Source organism: Altericroceibacterium indicum, from assembly GCF_009828105.1.
Classification (GTDB): domain Bacteria; phylum Pseudomonadota; class Alphaproteobacteria; order Sphingomonadales; family Sphingomonadaceae; genus Altericroceibacterium; species Altericroceibacterium indicum.
Map to the genome: position 1 here is coordinate 144,153 of NZ_WTYQ01000004.1, position 21,790 is coordinate 165,942.

Consider the following 21,790-nt stretch of genomic DNA (forward strand, 5'->3'; position numbering starts at 1 on the left):
TCGATGGAGCTTGATGCGCAGCTCCCGTCGCAGCTAAGCGATGGAGCGATGGACATCGCACTGGAACCTCAAGGCGGACGATTCGACGGGCACAGGCATCTGTTCCCCGTGCGGGTCTATTATGAAGATACAGACCTTTCCGGTATCGTGTACCACGCAAACTATCTGAGATGGTTTGAACGTGCCCGTTCCGATATGCTGCGCCTTCTGGATATCGATCAGCGTGCCGCGATCGAGGCAGGCGAAGGGGCATATGCCGTTTCTGAATTGAACCTTCGTTACCGTTCACCCGCAAAGCTGGAAGATGCTGTGGTGATCGAAAGCGTCGTATCGGAACTTCGCGGCGCCAGCGTGCGTTTGATCCAGCGTGCGTTCAGGAAGGACCGTCTTTTAGTAGACGCTACTGTACGTGTTGGTTTCGTTTCACTCGATGGTCGCCCGCGCCGCCAACCAGATATTTGGCGAGCGGCTTTTAAAACGATTATTTCCCAGGGAACCCCTGAATGACTTCGCTTTCGTTACTTTCTGCCTCGTCTCTCTCCGTTCCCACACGGCTTGACCCGATCCAGCTTTTTATAGACGCGGATATCGTTGTTCAGTTGGTAATGGCGGGATTGCTGCTTGCCAGCATCTGGTGCTGGACGATCATCGTCAGCTTCTCGATGCGCATCGCCGGTGTAAAACGGCGCAGCAGCCATTTTGAAGAAGAGTTCTGGGACAGTGAAAATCCCGAGCAATTGCTCGTCGGCAAGCGTAAAAAGGATAACCCCTCTGCGCGCGTCGCGGTGGCGGGGTTAAACGAACTGCGCAAATCAACAGAAGCCAAAGCCCAGCCGATCGATCGCGATGGAATTCGTCAGCGTGTAGCTTTGGCAATGGAAGGGCAGGTTGCAGAAGAAGCTGACCGCTTGGCCGATAGGTTGAATTTCCTGGCCACTACAGGCTCCGTAGCCCCCTTTGTGGGTCTGTTCGGTACCGTTTGGGGTATCATGAACAGCTTTTTCCAGATCGGATCACAGCAGAATAGCTCTCTTGCAGTGGTGGCGCCCGGGATTTCGGAAGCCCTGTTCGCAACCGCTATTGGCCTGTTCGCAGCTATTCCTGCGGTTATTGCCTACAACCGCTTCGGGCACCGTGTGAACAGTTTTGAATCTCGCCTCCAGCGCTTCGCAGACCGTGTTCAGGCACAGATTAGCCGCGAGTTGGAGGGCGCCTGATGGCCATGGGTGCCATGTCTTCAGGCAGACCGCCCCGTCGAGGACGGGGGTCTCGCCGGACGCCAATCGCCGAGATTAATATCACGCCAATGGTTGATGTGATGCTGGTGCTTCTGATCATTTTCATGGTCACGGCACCACTTCTCACGGCAGGCGTTCCGATTGAATTGCCAGATAGCCGGGCAGAAGCGCTGGAACAGCAGCAGGATCAGATCACCGTGTCGATTGATTCTGCTGGCTATATCCATATTGACGATGAGCCTGTGCCGCTGGGTGCTTTTGCTGAGCGCCTTGCTGCGATTGCTCCTACAGCAGAGAAAAAGCCGCTGGTGACATTGCGTGCGGATCGCAGCCTTGAATATGCTCGCGTGATGGCCGTCATGGGTGAACTCAATAATGCTGGTTTCAACAGCATTTCATTGGTCACCAATAGTTCAGAAAAGGCCCCATAACTCTTAACTATGGCTGCAATGGTCCACTTGAGAAAAGAAGAGCGCGTTGGGCTCGGCGTGGCTGCCGGGGCTCATGCCGCGCTGCTTGTTGCACTTTTGGTGATGGGAAACCGGGAACAGCCGACGATTCCGATGCCCGACCGTATGACGGTTAGCCTGGCGCAAGATGTCGGAATGGAAGACACCGCGCCAGACCCTGCAACGCAGCCGCGGGCGTCAATTTCACCAACATTGTCGGACGAGCCAAGCGCGGACCCTCAACCAGAAGCTGAATCGCAAGCGGAGGTGCCGCCTGTCGCTCGGCCGGTTGCGCAACCTGAGTCAGTAAAACCTGCGAAACCCACGCCGAAGCCTGCGCCTCAACCAAAACCAGAGCCCAAACCAAAGCCAGAACCCAAACCACGGCAAAAGGCTGAAACAAAACCTGCTGCGAAGCCTGCCCAAAAGCCCAAGAAGGTGGAAGCGCCGAGTAAGCCTAAGAGCACCGGTAGCCGTATCGGGAGTGATTTTCTCACCGGTTCAAGCGCAAATGCTGACGGCAAGGATAGCGGACCGGCTGCATCGAAGATCGGGCCACAGGTTCAAGCATCTCTGGGCCAAGCTATTACGCGCCAGCTCAAGCCGCACTGGTCAGCCCCGCAAGGCGCTGATGCGGAGAAGTTGGTCACCATTATTCGTTTTCGCCTGAATCGTGATGGCAGCCTTGCTGGAAACCCTGAAGTGGTAAGCCAATCAGGCGTAACTCCCAGTAATCAGGCGCAGAAAGCACGGCATGCTGAACAGGCAATTCGTGCCGTGCGGCTCGCCGCCCCTTTCGATTTGCCGGAACGCTTCTATGATGGCTGGAAGGTCGTCACTTCTCAATTCGACAGAAGGTTGTCGCAATGATTCTTCGTATCTCTGCTGCCCTGTCCCTCGCGGTGTTGGCAACACCGGCTATGGCTCAAACTTCATCGCCTGCACCTGCGCAGCAGACTGCGGCCTCTGCGCCGATGAATCCGCAGACAACGCAAACTGCGCAAGGCGATGATACGGGTCTGTCTGTCGTCGTTTCTGATGACAATGCATGGCAGGACTTAGGCATTGCCATCCCAGCGTTCGCCACCGATCGCGATGTCCCGACCCCTGCTAATTCCGATGGTACACGAGCGCTGGGCCTAGAGTTGGCGCGGGTTATTACATCCGATTTGAAGAATAACGGCTTGTTCCGCCCGGTTGGTCCAGACAGCCTGCCACGCCCTGAATATAGTCATATTACCTCTCCTGTCTGGAGTATCTGGAGCGGTCGGTCAGCGGATATGCTGGTGCATGGGTATGTACGCGCTTCAAGCAATAATGAGCTTACTGTAGGCTGTTATCTTTATGACGTTTCGCTTGAAACGCAGCTCGCCAAGGGCGGCTGGGTCGTTCAGCCCTCCGACTGGCGGCGTGCGGCCCACAAATGCGCTGACATGGTTTATTCACGCCTTTCGGGTGAAGATCCATTTTTCGACAGCAAGATAGCGTATATTGCGGAAACCGGCCCCAAGGGTAAGCGAGTTAAACGGCTGGCGATCATGGATTCAGACGGGGCAAACCATCGGTTCATTACGAATGGTCAATCGACTGCGCTGACGCCGCGTTATTCGCCCGATTATCAAAAAATTGTTTATCTCAGTTATGTGAACGGCAATCCAAAGATCTATATTTACGATGTCGGAACCGGCAAACAGCATCTGGTAACTGAGAGCAAGAACGCAACATTCGCGCCGCGCTGGTCGCCTGATGGGAAGTATATTCTTTATTCCATGGCCGTTGGTGGCAATACTGACATCTATCGTGTTCCTGCAACCGGCGGACCGAGCGTCAGGCTGACGGATAGTCCGGCGATTGATGTTGGTGGCTCTTATTCCCCTGATGGTTCTAAAATCGTGTTTGAGAGCGATCGTTCAGGCCGCCAACAGGTTTACGTCATGAACGCCGATGGCTCCAATCAGCGCAGGATCAGCTTTTTTAATGGCGCTGCCGCAACACCTGAATGGAGCCCGCGCGGTGATTTAATCGCTTTTACCCATATTGCCGGGAATTTCCGCATTGCAGTTATGACCCCGTCGGGTGGAGGAATGCGTGATCTGACCAACGGTTGGCAGGATGAGGCACCAACTTGGTCGCCTAACGGGCGCATTATCCAGTTCTTCCGTACCCAGCCAAATTCAGGGGATTCGTCTTTGTGGCAGGTCGATTTGACCGGACGTAACGAACGGCGTTTGCCCACCCCTGTGGGGGCATCTGATCCCGCCTGGGGACCGGTTCTGCCATAAGAGCGTTAGTAGAGGAGTACCGGGCTTGCCCGGATGTGTTGATGCCTGAAAGGAGCAAGGCATGAAGTATCTCGTCACGTGTGTAACTGTAGCCAGCGCGATCGCACTGGCGGGCTGTTCCAAGAAAGCGCCGGAATCACTACCACCGGCTCCTACGGAAGCCCCGCCAACAACATCGACGCCAACCCCAACGCCAACGGGTCCGATACCCGGTTCGGAGCAGCACTTCCGTCAAGCCATGATGGGGCAGGACGTCATCTACTTCGGTACCGATAAATACGATATCGATAGCGAAAGCATGGCTGCATTGCGCAAGCAAGCGCAGTATTTGATGCAATTCCCAAACATCTCCGCGACGCTTGAAGGGCATTGCGACGAACGGGGAACCCGCGATTATAACCTGGCACTTGGGGAGCGTCGTGCTAACGCAGCCAAAAACTACTTGGTGAGCCTTGGTGTGCCCGCATCGCGCCTTTCGACCATCAGTTACGGTAAGGAACGTCCAGTCGCTATGGGATCAAATCCTGAAGCTTGGGCAAAGAACCGCCGCGCTGTCACAATTGTGATGAACTAATAGCTATCAACTGCGATGCCGCAGGCATTTTTATGGTAGTTTAAAAGGAGCGTGCCGCTTTTCGGTGCGCTCGTTTTTCATATCTGGGGCAGGTGAGTTGCACCTCGCCTTTCTGCGCCCCATAATGGAGGGAAGAATAGGTGAGACTGGTTTAGGTCGCCTGGAATTTGAATTGTTGATTAGGAGTATGTGATGGCTCGGGTGCGCCGATCAAATGATTGGGGGTTTCCGCGTTGGCGAGCCTACGGTTCGTCTCGTGAAGCAACCAATGTGCGCCTCTGTGATCGTCATAATTGCGACGAGCCAGGCGATTGTCCTGCCCCCAAGGCTCCCAATAGTCCTGAACGCTGGTATTTCTGCCAGAAGCACGCGGCAGAATATAATTCTAAATGGGATTACTTCGCGGGGTTGGAAAAAGAAGAGGCAGAGCAACGCGCTCAAAGTGAGTCCAGCGAAAACGCCGGCTACGCTGAAACGGCGTTTTATGGGTGGTCTGGCTCTGGAGACGGTTCACGGACGCAGGATGAATTGCGCGCGCTTGATTTGCTTGGGTTGGACCCGGATGCAGATTTCGAAAGTGTGAAGAAGGCGTGGCGTAATCGTGCTAAAGAAGTTCATCCCGATGTGAGGCCAGGAGATGAAGAGGCTGCCAAGCGTTTTCAAGCCTATCAGCTTGCCTATGATGTCCTGCGTCAGGCTGAAGAGCGCCGCGTTTGGCACGGCTGACATTGTAGTGCTGTAAAGCACAAGAGGACCATTCCTCTCCCCGCTGGGGAGAGGAATTCCAGAGCCTCAGATACCCGAATTTATATCCGACTGATTCGGAGCAGTTTCACTGGAAAGTGAGGCTTATTTTGGTGACAGAACCATCAGCATCTGACGGCCTTCGAGCCGTGGGAATGCTTCGACCTTGGCGATCTCGGACGCTTCTTCCTGAACGCGCCGCAAGAGATCCATACCGAGTTGCTGATGAGCCATTTCACGGCCGCGGAAACGCAGCGTGACTTTAACCTTATCGCCGTTCTCGATGAACTTGACCACATTGCGCATCTTTACGTCATAATCATGCGTGTCGATATTCGGGCGCATCTTGACCTCTTTGATATCTTGGGTCTTTTGCGTCTTACGCGCTGCGTTTGCTTTCTTCTGCGCCTCGTAGCGATACTTACCGACATCGAGAAATTTGCAGACCGGCGGATCAGCGTTGGGAGAAACTTCTACCAGATTGAGGCCGACTTCAGCCGCTTGTTCAATCGCCTCGCGCGTATACATGACGCCGAGATTTTCGCCCTCGCCATCAATGACGCGAACTTTGTCAACTTGGATGAAGCGGTCAAACCGGGGGCCGCTTTTGGTTGGGGGCGCTAATGAGCGCCGGGGTGGACGAGCTATTGTGTGGTCTCCTGTAATTGCCTTGAATGCTTTTTGATATTTAAGGGCAATCGTTGAATAGTAAAAGGGGTTCCGCGCAATGAACCTTACGCAGCCTCTTGCCAGAGGGGAAATTGCAACAATTTCGTCCCGGCCGCTAAGACTGCATTGATGCTATGTGAAGGTTGCAGAGCATCGCGGATAATTGGGTCAGCAGCGTTCATACCGCCTGTAAATGCGCCAAAAGCCGGGAGAATCATGCGATTAGCCCCATCTTTCAGTTGAGCGATAACTGCACATGGCCGACGAATGCGTCGAGCGTTGATCGTGAGTTGAATGCGGGGATGAAAATGGCCGGACAATTCTGGCCGTGTTTCCCCTGTTTTGGCTTCATGCCGCAAAATTACGTCTGCAATGTCAAGTTCCGGGACCACTGATCCGCCTTCGACCGAGCTTAGTTCCGAGTCGTGATTCCCGGTGATCCAGACCCAATCGACGACTTTCGTCAGCGTTCTGAGCATTCCTGCGGCATATGGCTCCAATCTGGACGCACCAGCATTGTCGTGGAAATTATCTCCCAAACTATAAACGCGTCTTGCGCCGGTTTGACGTATTGCAAAGGCGATGCGCTCTAATGTTTCCCGACTATCGTAAGGCGGCAGCATCTGGCCGTGTTTGGCATAAAAGCTTGCTTTCTCGAGGTGAAGGTCAGCGACCAGCAAGGCGGATTCTCGTGGCCAGTAAATAGCATTGCTGCTAGCCAGCGCGAATTCCTTACCAGAGAACGAAAAGGGAACCATTTCATTCTCTTGCCCAAGGTCTCAGCAAATGGCAAGCCATCATAACGATGACCGACTGGACCTCCCATACCGCCCGTGCTCGCAATTGGTTTGAAACCCTGCGTGACAATATTTGTGCAGAGTTTGAGGCTATTGAAGCTGAAGCCGGCAGCAATGCCCGTTTCGATTATATCGAATGGGATCGTGATACGGATGACGCTTCTGATGGAGGAGGTGGTGTTCGTGGCGCGATGAAGGGTAAAGTGTTTGAAAAGGTGGGGGTGAATGTCTCCACTGTCTCAGGGGCTTTCTCTCCCGAATTTGCCAAAACGATCCATGGTGCGGATGAAGATCCGACATTTACCGCTACTGGGATCAGTCTTGTTGCACATATGGCCAATCCTCATGTGCCAGCGGTCCATATGAACACGCGATTCCTAACGACTGGCAAGGCGTGGTTTGGCGGCGGCGCTGATCTCAACCCCCCGCTTCCCTATGAGGAAGATACTCAAGCATTTCATGCAGCTTTCAGAGCAACCTGCTCTAAGCATAATCCGACATATTATGATCGATTCAGCAAATGGGCGGACGAGTATTTTTTCATTCCGCATCGCAATGTCGCACGCGGTGTGGGAGGGATTTTTTACGATCACCTGGAATGCGATGATGAGGATGCCTGGGATCGCAATTTTGCATTCACGCAGGATGTTGGTTCAACTTTTCTCGATATTTTCCCCAAGCTGGTGCGCAAGCGGATGCATATGCCGTTCAGTGAGGCGGAAAAAACTCAGCAGCGCGAATGGCGCGGGCGCTATGTTGAGTTTAATCTCGTTTATGACCGAGGCACTTTGTTTGGTCTTAAAACCGGCGGAAACATTGACGCGATTTTGATGAGCTTGCCGCCCGATGTCACGTGGAGCTAACTCTGCGGCAACCCGCATTTTTCGAGTTAGACCTCATTAACTTCGCTATGGCATTGCCAAAGTCCCAGAAATCCCCAAATTATCGGCACTGACATGCTGCGCCAATATGAACTTGTAGAGAGGGTCAAGGAATACGACCCGGATGCCGATGAGGCGCTGCTTAACCGTGCCTATGTGTACACGGTGCAGAAACACGGCTCGCAAAAGCGTGCGAGCGGCGATCCCTATTTCAGCCATCCGGTTGAAGTGGCTGGATTGATGACCGACCTCAAGCTCGATCAGGAAACCATCATAACTGCTTTGCTCCACGACACTGTGGAGGATACGCTGGCGACGATCGAGGATATTGAGAAGAATTTCGGACCTGACGTGGCACGGCTGGTCGATGGCGTGACCAAGCTTTCCAAAATCGAACAAATGCCGGAGAATGAGCGCGCGGCCGAAAATCTGCGTAAGTTTTTACTGGCTATGAGTGAGGACTTACGCGTCCTGCTCGTAAAGCTTGCCGATAGGCTGCATAACATGCGGACGCTGCACTTTATCAGGAAGCCGGAAAAGCGCCGCCGTATCGCCCGCGAAACCATGGATATCTATGCCCCCCTCGCACAGCGGGTGGGGATGTATGAATATATGCGCGAGATGCAATTGCTGGCATTTGAGCAATTGGAACCGGAAGGCTATGCGACGATTACCGGCCGGCTGGAACAGATCCGCAGTCAGGCTGGTGGGCAGGTTGATGACATCGCTCTGAAAATCAAGCAGGCCTTGGCTGAAGGGGATGTCAGTGTTGAAATTAAGGGCCGTGAAAAGCATCCTTATTCGATCTGGAAGAAAATGGCTGAGCGCCATGTGAATTTCGAACAGATCACTGATATCATGGCGTTCCGTGTACTGACCGATAATATTGAAGACTGTTACCGTGCGCTGGGTATTCTTCATACCAACTGGCAAATGGTACCAGGGCGTTTCAAGGATTACATCTCTACACCCAAGGCCAATGGCTATCGTAGCCTCCATACATCCTTGATTTATTCAGGCTCTATGCGGGTGGAAGTGCAAATCCGGACACGCGAAATGCACCGCCTGAACGAATTTGGTCTGGCAGCGCATTGGGCTTACAAACAGGGTGGAAAAAGCCCGGATGGTCAGGTTGGCTGGCTGCGGGATCTGATCGAGATTATCGATTCCAGTCAGGATGCCGAGGAAATGCTCGAGCATACCAAAATGGCGATTTATCAGGATCGTATTTTCGCCTTTACGCCAAAAGGTGCACTCTTTCAGCTTCCTAAAGGTGCAACACCGGTGGATTTTGCCTTTGCAGTGCACACAGATATCGGTGCCCATGCTGTAGGAGCCAAGATAAACGCGCGGCACATGCCATTGCGGACGCCGCTCCAAAATGGCGATGTGGTCGAAATTATTAAAGGAGCTAATGCTGAACCGCAGCTCTCATGGCTTGGTTTCGTGGTCACTGGCAAAGCACGAGCGGCGATACGGCGGTCGGTTCGCTTGAAAGAACGTTCGGAAGTGTCCGCGATTGGCAAAATGCTGTTTGATGATATTTGCGAACGGCTTCCGACCAAGATCGGTAAGAAGGCCATAGCTGCTGCGCTGGAGCGGCTTGAGCTGGAAGATCAGGATGAGATGATGTTCGAAATGGGGGCGGCCAAGCTCTCTGACAGAGCCGTTATGGAGGCGTTGGTTCCGGGAAGTACGGCGGACCTTCCTGAACCTCCGAGGCAGGAAAAAACTATTTCCATCAAGGGGCTTACTCCGGGAATGGGGTATCAGTTGGCAAACTGTTGCCATCCGGTTCCAGGAGACAGGATCGTAGGTCTGCGCCATTTGGGGCAGGGTGTCGAAGTTCACGCGATTGACTGTCTTGAACTGGCTAATGATGCAGATGCGGATTGGCTGGATTTGTCATGGGGTGAGCAATCGCAAGGGGCTGTTGGGCGGCTCAAGGTTGTACTGTATAACCGGCCGGGCACTTTGGCTGAGATGGCGGGCATTTTTGCCAATAATAATGCCAATGTGCTGAACCTTGGAATGTCGGATAGGGATGGCCCTTTCCATACCTATGATGTCGATCTTGAAGTGCAGGATCTGGCCCATCTGACACGGATTATCAGCGCTATCCGAGCGAGCGATGCTGTGGCAGAAGCTGAACGAATTTAAGGGGTTAATGCCCTTATAATCAGAAGTTTCGGGTGACTTGCAGGTAATATGAACGCGGCCTTCCACCATAGACTTGGCGGCTTGATGATGGTGTGGAACTGATCCGCGTTGCACCGATGGCGTTGAAGATATTTTGTACGCCAATACCCAGATTCCAATGGCGATGTTCGAATGTGGCAGAAGCATCGAAAAGCACATGCCCTCTGAGCTTCTCGTAATAATCAAAACTGCTGTTGAACTGCGAGCGGCTGCCGGTGATGCCATTGGCGTTAAGCTGGAAAATACCGTAAATTCCGTTGCTTATTTGATTTTTCCAGACAGTTCCCAGTGAAAAGCTGAAGGGGGTGACGTCGGGTAAACGATCCCCCGGCTGCGCACCAAGCGCTGTCGCGCCTGAATCGGTCAGTCGGGCGGATGTGTAACTCAAACGACCTTGAAAGGACCACAAAGGGGCCACAACGAGGTGAAAACGTGTCTCAAACCCGTTGACGTCCACACTGCCGACATTGGCATTATAGAAAAAGGCGCGATTGGGGCTGCCTGTATAATAAATCATATTAGCCCAATCGACGTGATATATCGCGGCCTCCACATCACTACCGTTGGATGTCCGAAGTTTGGCTCCTGCTTCGTAGCTCCACAGACTATCGGAATGATAAACCTGCTCGCCGGGTGGCAACCCCGGGGTTATATTGACCCCGCCTGGTCTAAACCCCTGCGATGCGCGCAGATAGGTAAACAGATTGCGATCATTATCCCAGGTGAGTTCGAATTTCAGTGATGTGCCGTTCTGATGGGTGGAAAATACACCTTCGGCAATATCGCCAGTTCCGGTGATCACATTGGGTTCGGCGACATTGCCAAAGGCGGTACGTTTGTAGAAGAAATGCCGCATTCCGGCTGAAAACTTCAACCTGTCCGACAGGGATAGCTGATATTCGCCAAACAACGCGCGTTGCTCGAGGCTCGTCCGGATGAAGCGCAGACCGGTAATGTCGAGTGGGAAAACGGGTCGGCCGGTGTCTTTATCTGCGCGGACGGTATAGCTTTCAGCACTGTCAGACCGGTTTTCGAAAAATGCGCCTATGCTCCATTGCGAAGCGTTGCCATTACTTGATTGTAAGCGCACCTCTCCGCTTGTGCTGCGCACGCCCATCGGCTGATAGAGCATACCGGGTAGTCGACTATCGACGAATGCCGCGTAATCGCTCATGGATTGGGTGTCGCATATGGCCCCTTTGGACAGGCCAAATAATCTGGCGCAGCCATCCGGATTGTCGCGTTGCTGGGCCAAGACTGAGGTGAAATTATTCTGCCGTAGCAAGTCCCACTGATAGTGCGATCCCGTGGCCAGCAGATCGACATTTCCAAGCTGGCTTTCCACTGTCACATTGCCAAGACGCAATTTGCTGGAATAGGGTGTTCTGACAGGAGCATCATTCTGATAGCGCCTGCTTCCCATTTCCCAACTGAGGCTATCATTGAGAGCGAGGCGGTGAGAGAAGAATGTGCCGGTAACCTTGGTCAAATCAGAAGGGGACCAAGTCAGGATAGCTCGTTCTCCTTTCCGCTCCACCCGGCCCACATTGGTGAGCCCGAGCGCGGGCTTGTCGATATAGCTTGATGAGGCGCGGCGGTAGATGACCGTGCGTAAGGCAAGCTTATCCCTGACAAGAGGGGCGTTGATGATGCCTGTGATGTTACCTCCGGGATCACCGCCTTTTGCGATGACGGCGCCTGTGGTGATGCTGGCGGATGGTTCGGACATTTCCGGCTGATGAAGCAGCAGCCGCAAAGTGCCACCCATGGAGCTTGCGCCATATAAAGTGCCTTGCGGTCCACTGAGCAATTCCACACGGTCAATATCTGCCAGTTCAATGTCTGGTGTCGTCCCGCTGGGATCTAATGTGGTGCCCGATGGGCCGCTGACATGGGTTTCCCCGAAATAGACGCCCACCGTCGCTTCACCGGTGCCATAGATGCCACGGATGGCGATGCGCTGTTCTCCATTGCGGGAGTCCACCACGGCTAGGCTGGGGCTGACCCGCGCTAGATCACGCAGTTCGGTGAGGTTGCGGGTGGCAATCTGATCCCGTGTCACGACATTGATTGTCCCAGGGGTTTGCAGGACCAGGCTGGGGCGCTTCATCGCCGTGACGACGATGTTTTGCGGTGTTGGGTCCGACGGGGGCTGGACTTGGTTTGGCGTTTCAGGGGAGGGCATGGTTTTCCGGCGGGTCTTCTTTGACCGGCTGATAATGATAACCCCACCGGCAATGATCCGGGCTTGCAAACCCGTGCCCCGCAAAATCTGCCTCAAGCCGGTTCGCTCTTGCCGGGAAACTTGAATCGCTGAGACTCGCTTGCCTTGAACAAGCGCTGGGTCGAACAAAATCTGATGGCCTGTCCGGGCGGCATAAAATTGTAATGCCTTGCTTAATGAGCCTTCAGGAATTGCTATGGTAGATTGTGCCAGAGCAGGCTCGACAGCCAACGGCCCCACCCAACAGGCAAGTGTCAGCAAAGCGCATGCAAGGCAGCGCGCTGGCATAGCCTTTACTGTCAGCCAATCTACTATCAAGGTAGCAAGACGGTTTTGATGATTGCTCAGGAGCCGTTCCCGTAAATCAAACTCGATAAGCCAATTAAAGTGCAATATGCATACTTGACGCGCGTTTGGCAACGAAGCACGATAGGCTCTGACGCATGTTTCTTTTTGAACTATGCGGCGGGGGAAATATGATCAGGGGTAGTGTCGCAACGGCCGATCAGCCAGCCTGCTCTAGGCAGCGGTTGGAATCCGGGCAGATCTTGCAGCAGTGCTTGCGTGCGGTACGCGGCTTTTTCATGAAGCGTGTGCAGGCTTCAGACGTCGATGATATGGTTCAGAACGTAGCTTTGCGTATACAAACTCATCTTGCTGCTGAACGGATTGATAACCCGGAACGTTACGTTTTTCAGGTCGCTCGCAGCGTGTTGGTGGATCATCACCGAAAGAATGTCAGCCGCATGAGCGGGCAGCATGAAACGCTGGAAGATTGGCATCATCCAGTGGAAGAGCTATCCCCGGAGCGCATTCTGGCTGGTACAGATGAATTGCAACATGTCCTTAACGCCTTGCAGTTATTACCTGTTCGAACGCGCCAAGCCTTTGTCCTACACAGGTTCGAACATTTAAGTTATAGCGACATCGCTCTGCAGATGGAGATATCTGTGAGCGCAGTCGAAAAACATATCATGAGAGCGATCCGGAAGCTGAGTGCGGCGATTGACGAAGGTTGACACTGTTAGGCCGTCCGACAGGATGGATGAGGCTGCATCATGGTATGCGCGGCTGAACGCTTCCGATTGTTCGGATGCCGATCGTCGTGACTTCATGATGTGGCGCAACACCGACCCACGCAATGATCGCGCCTGGCAAAGCATCGCTTCGGCTAGCGATGGGCTTGAAGATCTGGCGAACAATTCCGTGATTGCCCAAATGATTCGCGAAGCACACTCCATGCCGCCTGTTTCCAGCTTGGAGCAGCAGTTTGATTCACATGATGAGCGTGGTTCGAATGAAGAAGAAGAAGAGAGTCTTGCACCGCCCAAGCCGTTGCTGCGCTATGCTATGGCTGCGGCTTTTGTTCTGACTATGGGACTTGGCGCGGCTACCGTTTGGAAATCCATGGAACAGCAGGCACCTGAGCAAGTCCGGCTTGCCGAGAATGCGCACTATGCAACCGCTGTTGGTGAAAGCCGGTCGATCACACTGGCTGATGGTTCCAAAGTCACTCTCGATACCAATAGCGCGATTGAAGTGCCTCATTGGGGCAAACAACGGGTTGTCTATTTAACCAAGGGGCAAGCCTATTTCGAAGTCGCCAAGGATAAGCTGCATCCCTTTGTGGTGAAGAGTGAGGGCAAATCGGTCGAAGCATTGGGGACAGCCTTCACTGTGCGCGCTGGCTTGGACAATTACGATGTTGCTTTGCTTGAAGGCCGGGTGAAAGTGAATCTCGGCATGGCGGGAGCACGCGATACCATTCTCAATGCTGGGGATACGCTTTCGCTGAGCGGGAAAACAATTGCCATTCGGCATAAATATGCAGACAAGGCAGCAGATTGGATTGATGGGCGGCTGACATTTGATGCGATGCCGCTGGGGCAGATTGTCGAAGAAATGAACCGTTATTCTGCCCGCAAGATTGTATTGCAGGGGACTGCGCTTCAAACCAAACCTTTCAGCGGCACTTTCCGCTCCAATGGTAGCGATGAATTGGTGCAGGCCTTGAGCGCTTATGGCATCGCCCATGTGGCCATGTCGGACGATCAGAAATTGGTGCTCAAAGCGAATTAAGTGCCGTGACCACATAAGAATATGAAAAGGCTGGCTCGGGGTTGCCGAACCAGCCTTTTCTGTGCTTCCCTCAGGGCTTATTTGCTGTCGCGATAGTCGAGCGGCGGGGCACGATCACCGACCAATGCGCTATATTCGAAATCTGGTCCGACGCGGCTTTTCAGTTCTTCCTTTGCCTCGGCAATCACATCGGGGCTGCGGAACAATTCTGCCGTGGTGAGGGCTAGAGTCTTGGCGGCAATCATGGCCCCCTTGACCCCCACACTGGAGCCGGACGCAGCGACATTCTGCCAGCTATGCCCTGGTGATCCGGGCACGAAGGTGGCGGTAGAAAGACCCACTGTCGGGACAACCCAGCTAATATCCGAAACATCGGTGGAGCCGCCTTCTGCTTCATCATAAAGCTGCGCTTCCTGTACCTCGCCAACAGTGTCGAGCGAAGGGGCGCTACGGCCAAAGCTCTTCTGGATTTCAGCGCCGAAAGCTTTTTCTTCGTCGGTCCATGTGATCCCGCCAACCTTGTGAAGATTACTGTCCATCACATGCATCAGCGTTTCATTCGGCATCATTGAATAGACCCCGCCGGTCTGTTCAAAATCCACTGTTGTCTGGGTGCCCATAGCAGCTCCCTGTGCTGCCTGTTTTACCCAGGCCATCACATTGCGGACAATCTCCGGGTCTTGGTGGCGGACGTAATAATAGACTTCAGCGAAATTGGGCACGACATTGGGCGCTTTGCCACCATCGGTGATGACATAATGGATACGGGTTTTGTCAGGGACATGTTCGCGCAGCATGTTGACCATGTCATCCATGGCTTCCACTCCATCGAGCGCAGAACGGCCCTTATCGGGATTGCCAGCGGCATGGGCGGAGACCCCGTGAAAACGGAACTTGCCACTGATATTGGCGAGTGTGGGGCCCTGCGATGCTGAGTTCACATTGCCAGGGTGCCAATGTACCGCAATGTCCACATCATCAAAATAGCCATCGCGCACCATGAAGGCTTTGCCCGATCCGCCTTCTTCGGCCGGCGTGCCATAGACGCGGACTTCGCCTTTGACATTATTGGCCTTCATCCATTCTTTCACCGCAATCCCGGCATAGGTGGATGCGGTGCCAAACAAATTGTGCCCGCAGCCATGGCCGGAAATGCCACCAAGCGATTCCTGCGTTCCAACACCGGCTTTTTGAGAAAGGCCGGGCAGGGCGTCAAATTCCGCCAGCAGCGCGATGACCGGGCCATCGCCATTCTTGAAACTGGCCAGGAATGCGGTGGGTTCGCCTGCGATACCAGGCGTTACGGTGAAGCCGGCGGCTTTCAGTTTTTCCTGTAACAGGCCAGAGCTTTTCGTTTCCTTATAACCGAGTTCTGCAAATCCCCAGATAGCAAGCGCTGTGTCCTCAATGGGCTTGGCGTCGCTGTTCACTGTTTTGAGAATTTGGCTTTCGTCGGATGAGCTCAGTTCGGCATAAGCCGGCTGGCTAAAAATGGTGGATGCGGCAAGGGCCGCGATGATCAAGCGTTTCATTCCTGCCTCTTTTCCAAATCTTGGGCATAGCGTTTTGGCAAAGTGTAACCAAAAAGGGCCCGGCGACAATTTGCCGCCGGGCCAGGGGGTGGATCAGAACGACTTCTTCAGGCCGACAAAGAAATAGCGGCCAAGGACGTCGTAATTCTGTGCATCGTAATTGCCCTGATTATCGCCCACCTGTGGAGGTTTGCGATTGAACAGATTGGTGATGCCAACCCGTGCCTCGACTTCTGCTGGCAGCATTACGCGGCCATTGAGGTCGAAGATATTGTAGGCTTCCACACCGCGCGTGCTGCTGTTGGGGTTCACCACTTGAGCCGAAGATTTCATGCTGTCGATATAGCGCCAGCGCAAACCAAGGCTCGCTTGACCCAGTGAATAGGTAAAGGAGGTGGCTGATTTCCAGCGGGGGTGGGCGGTCCCGGCATTGCTTTCAATCGCTTTGCCGATGCTGCCCGCATAATCATAAGTGGTCGCACCCGGCAGATCCTGAATCTCGAAATTGTCGAGATAGCTGACCGCCGTATTGATATCGAACCGCCCGCTGTTGGCTCCAACACCCAGATCTTCCAGATTGAGCCTCCAGTCGAGCTGAATGTCGATCCCACTCACAGTATATTGGCCGAGGTTGAGAAGCGGCTGGCGCGGATTGAGCGGCACGCCACTTTCCGGGTTCCTGTCGATCAGCGAGCAATAGTAATTGTTCGGATCATAGTTCGGGTTGTTGCCACCCTGGTTGAAGCAGAATTGGAAGCCTTGTGCGATGGACAGAGGGCCAACCGCATCCTTCACCTTGATCTTGTACCAATCGACCGAGAGCGACAATCCGCTGAGGAGAGGTGAGTAGAAAGGTGACCGGATGACACCACCGAATGAGTAGGTGTCAGCCTTTTCTTCTTGCAGATCGGGGTTGCCGCCGGTGAGAGCGAAAACCTGTGCTGTGCCGAGTTGATAGGAATTGATGAGGGCTTCAGGCACACCTTGCGCAAGGCACAGGGCTGCCACCTTATCGCCATCCGGGCCAAGCCGGTAGGAAGAGCGGACATCGCATGGATCGCCTTGTGAACCTGTCGGCGTGGGGTTGCCAATGCTGACGCTTCCGGTGGAAACCGGTGCGTAGAGCTCGCCTACACTTGGTGCACGAATGGCGCGGTTATAGCCGCCACGGAAACGCAGCCAGTCAGTCGCCTGCCAGTCGATATCGGCTTTGTAAGTATGCACCCCGCCAACCGAACTATAGTCCGAATAGCGATAGCCCAGATCCAGATCGAAACGCTGAATGAAAGGCAGGTCTTCAAGTACAGGGACCAGCAATTCAGCGAACAACTCCTTGGTGTTGACCGAGCCACCTGCCGCACGAAGCACGCTGAAGCCCAATACATCGCTGGTTCCATCAGGCTGGTTCAATTGCGCATCGGGTTCAAAATTGTAGCTGTTGTAACGGTAATCTGCGCCCAGCGCGAAGCGCACCTGACCGGCCGGCAGGTCGAACAACCCGCCCTGGAAGCTGCCTTCGACAATGCGCTGCTTCAGCTCGTTGGTGTTGAGCGTGCGGCGTCTGATATAATCGATGCATGCTTCTGATGGTGTGACATTGCCGAATGGATTGAAGCCGCCATCGCAATATTCTGTGCCGCCGGTTGGGCTGTAGAGCAGGCGGGTAAGGGCAGAACTGCTGGCACCACCAAACTGTTCATTCTCAAACTTGGCACGGCTGACACTACCGTAGACATCCCAGGTCACGTCTCCGATGCCAAGATCGCCGGAAAACCCGCCCGTGATCTGATAAACATCGTAGCTATAACGCTGGATACGCGGCCCAAGAATGTTGAAGGCCTTGTAGAAAGTAAAATCAGCATCAGGGTTTGGACGTGACGCCAGAATGGTCGCGAAATCATCGCTGATGAAGGGATTGCTGGAAGGGATGTGCAATCCATAGACATTGGATGCCAATGTCGGGTTGCCTGCCGCAACACTTTCATAATTCACATAGCTGAACTGCACGAAAGAGCGGATGCTATCGGTCAGTTCATAATCGACCTTACCAAACACGGTGTAGCGTTCAAGGTCGCCTTGCAATGCGCCATCGCCATAACCGAAATTGATCTGCTGGCTGTTGGGGCCGCTGTCCACAATATAGGCTTCGTCGGTTTCAGGATCGCGGAAATTGAGAACCGGGACGCCGGAAGTCGAGAACAATGTCTGGTCAGTATTAAAGCCGATTTGTCCGGTGTAAAACCCGTCGCTCCCGGATAGTGTGCCCACGTCATATTGGGAGAATACCGAGTTCACCGCGTCGATTGTTGGACGGTTGGCGCCAAAGATCGTGTTGCCCTGCGGGATGGTGGCAAGGCCGGGTGTGGTGCGGCGGAAATAGTAATAGTCACGGTCCCGCTCCATCGCTTTCCAGCGCTTGGTGTAATCGACCGACAGAACCGCATTGCCGCGCCCATCGGCAAAATTTCCGCCCAGCGTGCCATTGATGCGGAAGCTTTCACCATCGCCATAATCGCTGATGCCATATTGGACATTGGTTGTGAGACCGGTGAAATCGCGCTTCAGGCGGAAGTTCACCACCCCGGCGGTCGCATCCGAACCATAGGTAGTGGACGCGCCCCCGGTGATGACTTCAACATTTTCGATCAGAGCTTCGGGAATGATGTTCAAATCGACAGAACCATCCGGGTTGGATGGCTGCATCCGCCGCCCATCCAGCAGCAGCAGCGTACGCTTGGAACCAAGCCCACGAAGGCTGGCATAGGCCTGCCCGCCATTAAGGCCGGTGCTGGTGCTGCGGGTGTTGGACTGTCCGAAAGAGCCGGTGAACTGCGGCAATTGGGCCAGTGTTCGCTCCACCGTGACCTGGCCGCTATTTTCAATAGCTTCTGCCCCCACAGAAACGATTGGGCTGTTAGCCTGATAATCCGGGCGCACAATGCGCGACCCGGTTACGACGATTTCAGATTTTGGCGTGCCTGCATCTGGCATTTCTTCTGTGTCAGGTGCTTCAATCTGTGCGTGGGCAACTTGTGCAAAGAGCGCAGCAAAGGCGCTCCCACAAAGCAACATTGTGCGCCGTGTCCCATTAAAACGATTCATTCCCAAATCCCCCTTGTTGCTAGGAATATTTCGCAATCCAAAGAAATGACGCAGCGTAACGAAAGTACCTCACCCCGGAATGACATTTTTATTTCACAAAACAGAAAAGGGCCGGACATCGCTGCCCGGCCCCATCGCAACGCTTGAGGGGCGTGCGCTTATTTTTTGGCGGTTGCCGGCCCGTATAACATGCCGTTGAACAGGAATTTGAAGGTTGCGTAAGGCTGGGCGCGCTGGGTGACTTCAGGCCCCATCATGAAGATTTTGCCTGCCCCCAGATTAGTGTCGAACACCGCCACAGTATCTTTCAATTTGTCCTGACCCAAGGCCCAGCCACTGTGCAGCGGAGTGGCATTGTCAAACCATGAAACAGGTGTCGCGCCATTGCCCTTGGCCTTGAATGACTGGCTGTTGGCAAAGAATAGATCGACCTGTTGCGGCATTCCAAAGGCGAGTGGTTGGGTGTTATCTACCCGTGCTGTCACCAAAGAGCCGGGAATGAAGAACTCCCGCCGGTCGAGCATTTTGCGCTGATTGCCGTCCTGCTTGTAAAGTGCAGCCTCCACTGGCGCACCCACAAGTTCGGCGAGGCGGTTGGCACTGCCCACGGTGATGAGCGTGCCGCCGCTCTGGGTAAATTGGGCAATCGCGGGCACGGTTTTGCTTTGGGTGATCTCTCCCAGCCAGCCACGATATTGCGCCGGAATATCCTTCGGGTCGGGCTGCTCACCCTCACGCGGTGCACGATAGAGGCTGTCCTCATCGCCAGGCACCGTTCCATCGGCAAAGATCAGCACATCATATTTGTTGTTGAGATTCCCCTTATCAAGCTCCTGCGGATAGACGACCGAGAAGGGGAATTCGTATTGTTCCAGCAGCCAGCGGGTCCAACCAGATGGCATATTGCCGCCATATTTGTCGATCAGGCCAATGCGTGGGCGCTTGAGAGATAGTGTTTCGGCCGCCGGGGCAGCACTGACACCAAAGGCATCCACGCCAAGCTCAGCCGTGCTTGCCGCCATGATCGCCTGTGCCTTGGAAGAAGCGGGTACCCAGATGGCACCAGCCTGAAATTCGCGTCCAGCCGCTTCCACCGGCTGCATCACCCAGGATACAGGCACGCCGGCTTTTTGCAGGCGATTGGTCAGGATAAAGCTGTTGTTGGTGGTGTGCGGCACCAGCCAGCCAGCACTTGCTGTTCCGGCGATTTTCCCGGCTGGCGGCTCGACCAGATCGGCAACGGCCGTGAAGGGGCCATCGAACCCTTCAAGGATACGGTCAAAACCGATGCCCATCTGGAAGGCCAGCGTGTAGCCGGTGATGTCATAAGGGGCCTTGGGCGGGCCACCGGGATATTCGACATCATGCGGATGATCCTGAGGTTCAAACATGTCGAGCACATGCGGGCGATAGGCCTGGCCGGTCTTCACCACATAAGAACCGGCAGGGTAATTCTTGCCTTCCACACTAAACGCATTCGTGGCTTGTTCCACGTCTACGCCATTTTTGATGAGTGCGTTGATGAAGGCTGTCACGGTGGGCATATCGGCTTGCCCTGATGGGATGATATAGCCACGCGGATCGCGATTTTCAGGCTTTTGCAGCTCCGAATACAGGCTCGATGCCACCCGATCCCGTGCGCGCCATGGGTTGATGCCATCTTCGGGTGGAGGCGGTGCATCCCCTGCCGCCGCCTCCAGCGCATCGACATCTTTCGGGGTGATCGTCCAGCTATCCTTGGCGCCCTTGGCAATATTGGTTGCGCCCATCTTATAGATGTTGAGCAGCAGCCGCTCCCGATTGCGAGATGCATAATCGAGTACGGCCCGGTTGAGGAACCACTGATATTCCAGGCTGTCTTTCAAGTGCCATTCCTGCGGCGCGATGGGCATTGGCTCATCATTGCGGGCAAGCTGCGTCTCAGGCACCAGCGGGATACGTTCCGGCGTCGGGCCACCGATGATTTCCGTCAAAAGGCCCACGGCATTGTGGAAGTAAGCGATCGAACGGAACATGCCGTTGTGCCAGGTGGAATAAGGCGCCACGCTGCGCATTCCTGATCCCGGCTTATCCTCAGAGACAAGGCGGCTGTGCATGGTAGAGCCGACTTCACTGAGCGTGGTCATTACCAGCGGGTTATAATTATAATTGAATGGATCGCGGAACGGCGGAACGAAAACCACCATGCCCGCAGGCCCGGTCTGATGCTGGTTGAAGATGATCTGCGGAAACCATTCGCGGAACATCACCCGATTGGCGTTTTCCGTCTCGGGCATCTGTGACATGAAGCTGTCACGATTATTGTCGTGGCCGACATATTTTTGATAAAGCCGGGGAAGGGAGCCAAACTCGCGCTCTTCCGGTTTGGCCTTGCGCATATACCAGTCAGCCACCAGTTCCAGCCCGTCAGGATTATCCTGCGGGAACAGCATAATGACATCATCCAACTCGCGCAGGGTTTCAGGATCGTTCTGGCTGAGCAGGCGATAGAGCACGTGAATCTGGCTCTGCGTGGTGACTGTTTCGGTAGCGTGGAGCCCGGCATCAATCCAGACTACGGCCTTGCCTTTGGCTGCCAGTGCCTTGGCTTCATCTGCATCCAGATCATCAGCTTTGGCAAGCCGCCGGGCAATATCGCGATATTCATCCAGGCGGGCGAGATTTTCTGGCGATGAAACAATCGCCATCCATTGATCGCGACCCTCGGCAGTCTTGCCGATATTGACCAGCTTGATCCGATCAGACTGCTTCTCCAGCAAATTCAGATAGGCGACATATTGCGTGTAATTGGCGAGGAAATAATCGCTGCCGGGTTCCTCTGGAAAGGCATCGGCAGGGGCGGTGATTCCCAGATCATTGCCACCGGAAATCCGCTCTTCCTGCGCTATAGCGCTGATGGGTTGGAGAGCCATGGCCGCCATGGCCGCGCTGCAAAACAGGAATGGTTTCATTGATGCCCCTCACGTTTAAAACAGTCCGGCCATTTTGCGGCCACGGTGAATAGACGTGCTGAACACACA

17 protein-coding genes are annotated in these 21,790 nt (G+C 54.3%); 11 read left to right on the forward strand and 6 right to left on the reverse strand.

All coding sequences use genetic code 11. The annotated features are described in order from the left end of the window. The first annotated feature begins 48 nt into the window (after positions 1–48). The 7 genes from GRI39_RS11535 to GRI39_RS11565 all read left to right on the forward strand — a co-directional run bounded on the left by GRI39_RS11535 (position 49) and on the right by GRI39_RS11565 (position 5,269). Entirely contained in the window at positions 49–507 is a 459-nt protein-coding gene (locus tag GRI39_RS11535) for a YbgC/FadM family acyl-CoA thioesterase (protein WP_160739877.1), read from the forward strand. Continuing rightward, the gene (gene tolQ / locus GRI39_RS11540) at positions 504–1,217 is read left to right on the forward strand and encodes a protein TolQ (protein ID WP_160739878.1); all 714 of its coding nucleotides are present in this window, start codon (positions 504–506) and stop codon (positions 1,215–1,217) included. Before GRI39_RS11535 ends, tolQ begins: the two co-directional genes overlap by 4 nt. Further along, the gene (locus GRI39_RS11545) at positions 1,217–1,669 is read left to right on the forward strand and encodes an ExbD/TolR family protein (protein WP_160739879.1); all 453 of its coding nucleotides are present in this window, start codon (positions 1,217–1,219) and stop codon (positions 1,667–1,669) included. The genes tolQ and GRI39_RS11545 overlap by 1 nt, the downstream gene beginning before the upstream one ends. 18 nt (positions 1,670–1,687) lie before the next feature. Continuing rightward, a complete protein-coding gene (locus GRI39_RS11550; protein ID WP_246205059.1) occupies positions 1,688–2,557 on the forward strand; it encodes a TonB C-terminal domain-containing protein in 870 nt (289 codons plus the stop codon). Continuing rightward, positions 2,554–3,969 (forward strand): Tol-Pal system beta propeller repeat protein TolB, encoded by a 1,416-nt coding sequence (tolB, locus tag GRI39_RS11555; protein WP_160739881.1) that lies wholly within the window; start codon positions 2,554–2,556, stop codon positions 3,967–3,969. The genes GRI39_RS11550 and tolB overlap by 4 nt, the downstream gene beginning before the upstream one ends. Positions 3,970–4,030: 61 nt before the next feature. Further along, on the forward strand, positions 4,031–4,543 hold the full coding sequence (pal, locus tag GRI39_RS11560) for a peptidoglycan-associated lipoprotein Pal (RefSeq protein ID WP_160739882.1): 513 nt from the start codon (positions 4,031–4,033) through the stop codon (positions 4,541–4,543). 192 nt (positions 4,544–4,735) lie between these two features. Then, positions 4,736–5,269 carry a J domain-containing protein gene (locus GRI39_RS11565; RefSeq protein WP_160739883.1) on the forward strand — a complete coding sequence of 178 codons (534 nt, stop codon included), beginning with the start codon at positions 4,736–4,738 and terminating at the stop codon, positions 5,267–5,269. 123 nt (positions 5,270–5,392) lie between these two features. Here GRI39_RS11565 and infC read toward each other — a convergent pair whose 3' ends face one another. Further along, complete coding sequence (infC, locus tag GRI39_RS11570; RefSeq protein WP_160740004.1) at positions 5,393–5,935, reverse strand: translation initiation factor IF-3; 543 nt, start codon at positions 5,933–5,935, stop codon at positions 5,393–5,395. Between the two features lie 86 nt (positions 5,936–6,021). Beyond that, a complete protein-coding gene (gene pdeM, locus GRI39_RS11575) occupies positions 6,022–6,714 on the reverse strand; it encodes a ligase-associated DNA damage response endonuclease PdeM (RefSeq protein ID WP_160739884.1) in 693 nt (230 codons plus the stop codon). Between the two features lie 47 nt (positions 6,715–6,761). Here pdeM and hemF point away from each other — a divergent pair, with 47 nt between their 5' ends. Together hemF and GRI39_RS11585 are read left to right on the forward strand one after the other, a co-directional pair. Continuing rightward, positions 6,762–7,616: an oxygen-dependent coproporphyrinogen oxidase gene (gene hemF / locus GRI39_RS11580; protein WP_160739885.1), complete on the forward strand. Its 855-nt coding sequence runs from the start codon at positions 6,762–6,764 to the stop codon at positions 7,614–7,616. A gap of 93 nt (positions 7,617–7,709) precedes the next feature. Continuing rightward, entirely contained in the window at positions 7,710–9,794 is a 2,085-nt protein-coding gene (locus GRI39_RS11585; protein WP_160739886.1) for a RelA/SpoT family protein, read from the forward strand. A 19-nt stretch (positions 9,795–9,813) separates the two neighbouring features. Here the strand turns inward: GRI39_RS11585 and GRI39_RS11590 are convergent, their stop codons facing one another. Continuing rightward, positions 9,814–12,345 (reverse strand): TonB-dependent receptor, encoded by a 2,532-nt coding sequence (locus GRI39_RS11590; protein ID WP_246205060.1) that lies wholly within the window; start codon positions 12,343–12,345, stop codon positions 9,814–9,816. Positions 12,346–12,500: 155 nt separating this feature from the next. Here GRI39_RS11590 and GRI39_RS11595 point away from each other — a divergent pair, with 155 nt between their 5' ends. Next, positions 12,501–13,076: an RNA polymerase sigma factor gene (locus GRI39_RS11595; protein WP_160739888.1), complete on the forward strand. Its 576-nt coding sequence runs from the start codon at positions 12,501–12,503 to the stop codon at positions 13,074–13,076. Positions 13,077–13,098: 22 nt separating this feature from the next. Further along, on the forward strand, positions 13,099–14,136 hold the full coding sequence (locus tag GRI39_RS11600; RefSeq protein WP_160739889.1) for a FecR family protein: 1,038 nt from the start codon (positions 13,099–13,101) through the stop codon (positions 14,134–14,136). Between the two features lie 77 nt (positions 14,137–14,213). On the opposite strand, the gene GRI39_RS11605 is transcribed toward GRI39_RS11600, so the two are convergent. From GRI39_RS11605 to GRI39_RS11615, 3 genes are all read right to left on the reverse strand, one after another. Continuing rightward, a complete protein-coding gene (locus GRI39_RS11605) occupies positions 14,214–15,668 on the reverse strand; it encodes an amidohydrolase (RefSeq protein ID WP_160739890.1) in 1,455 nt (484 codons plus the stop codon). Positions 15,669–15,761: 93 nt separating this feature from the next. Further along, entirely contained in the window at positions 15,762–18,770 is a 3,009-nt protein-coding gene (locus tag GRI39_RS11610) for a TonB-dependent receptor domain-containing protein (RefSeq protein ID WP_160739891.1), read from the reverse strand. Between the two features lie 158 nt (positions 18,771–18,928). Continuing rightward, positions 18,929–21,721 (reverse strand): M14 family metallopeptidase, encoded by a 2,793-nt coding sequence (locus GRI39_RS11615; RefSeq protein WP_160739892.1) that lies wholly within the window; start codon positions 21,719–21,721, stop codon positions 18,929–18,931. Positions 21,722–21,790: the final 69 nt, after the last annotated feature.

Bases quoted from the DNA above. Each gene is read 5' to 3' on its own strand.
- GRI39_RS11535 (WP_160739877.1), top strand. From the start codon at position 49: ATGGACATCGCACTGGAACCTCAAGGCGGACGATTCGACGGGCACAGG.
- tolQ (WP_160739878.1), top strand. From the start codon at position 504: ATGACTTCGCTTTCGTTACTTTCTGCCTCGTCTCTCTCCGTTCCCACA.
- GRI39_RS11545 (WP_160739879.1), top strand. From the start codon at position 1,217: ATGGCCATGGGTGCCATGTCTTCAGGCAGACCGCCCCGTCGAGGACGG.
- GRI39_RS11550 (WP_246205059.1), top strand. From the start codon at position 1,688: ATGGTCCACTTGAGAAAAGAAGAGCGCGTTGGGCTCGGCGTGGCTGCC.
- tolB (WP_160739881.1), top strand. From the start codon at position 2,554: ATGATTCTTCGTATCTCTGCTGCCCTGTCCCTCGCGGTGTTGGCAACA.
- pal (WP_160739882.1), top strand. From the start codon at position 4,031: ATGAAGTATCTCGTCACGTGTGTAACTGTAGCCAGCGCGATCGCACTG.
- GRI39_RS11565 (WP_160739883.1), top strand. From the start codon at position 4,736: ATGGCTCGGGTGCGCCGATCAAATGATTGGGGGTTTCCGCGTTGGCGA.
- pdeM (WP_160739884.1), bottom strand. From the start codon at position 6,714: ATGGTTCCCTTTTCGTTCTCTGGTAAGGAATTCGCGCTGGCTAGCAGC.
- hemF (WP_160739885.1), top strand. From the start codon at position 6,762: ATGACCGACTGGACCTCCCATACCGCCCGTGCTCGCAATTGGTTTGAA.
- GRI39_RS11585 (WP_160739886.1), top strand. From the start codon at position 7,710: ATGCTGCGCCAATATGAACTTGTAGAGAGGGTCAAGGAATACGACCCG.
- GRI39_RS11590 (WP_246205060.1), bottom strand. From the start codon at position 12,345: ATGCCAGCGCGCTGCCTTGCATGCGCTTTGCTGACACTTGCCTGTTGG.
- GRI39_RS11595 (WP_160739888.1), top strand. From the start codon at position 12,501: ATGTTTCTTTTTGAACTATGCGGCGGGGGAAATATGATCAGGGGTAGT.
- GRI39_RS11600 (WP_160739889.1), top strand. From the start codon at position 13,099: ATGGATGAGGCTGCATCATGGTATGCGCGGCTGAACGCTTCCGATTGT.
- GRI39_RS11605 (WP_160739890.1), bottom strand. From the start codon at position 15,668: ATGAAACGCTTGATCATCGCGGCCCTTGCCGCATCCACCATTTTTAGC.
- GRI39_RS11610 (WP_160739891.1), bottom strand. From the start codon at position 18,770: ATGAATCGTTTTAATGGGACACGGCGCACAATGTTGCTTTGTGGGAGC.
- GRI39_RS11615 (WP_160739892.1), bottom strand. From the start codon at position 21,721: ATGAAACCATTCCTGTTTTGCAGCGCGGCCATGGCGGCCATGGCTCTC.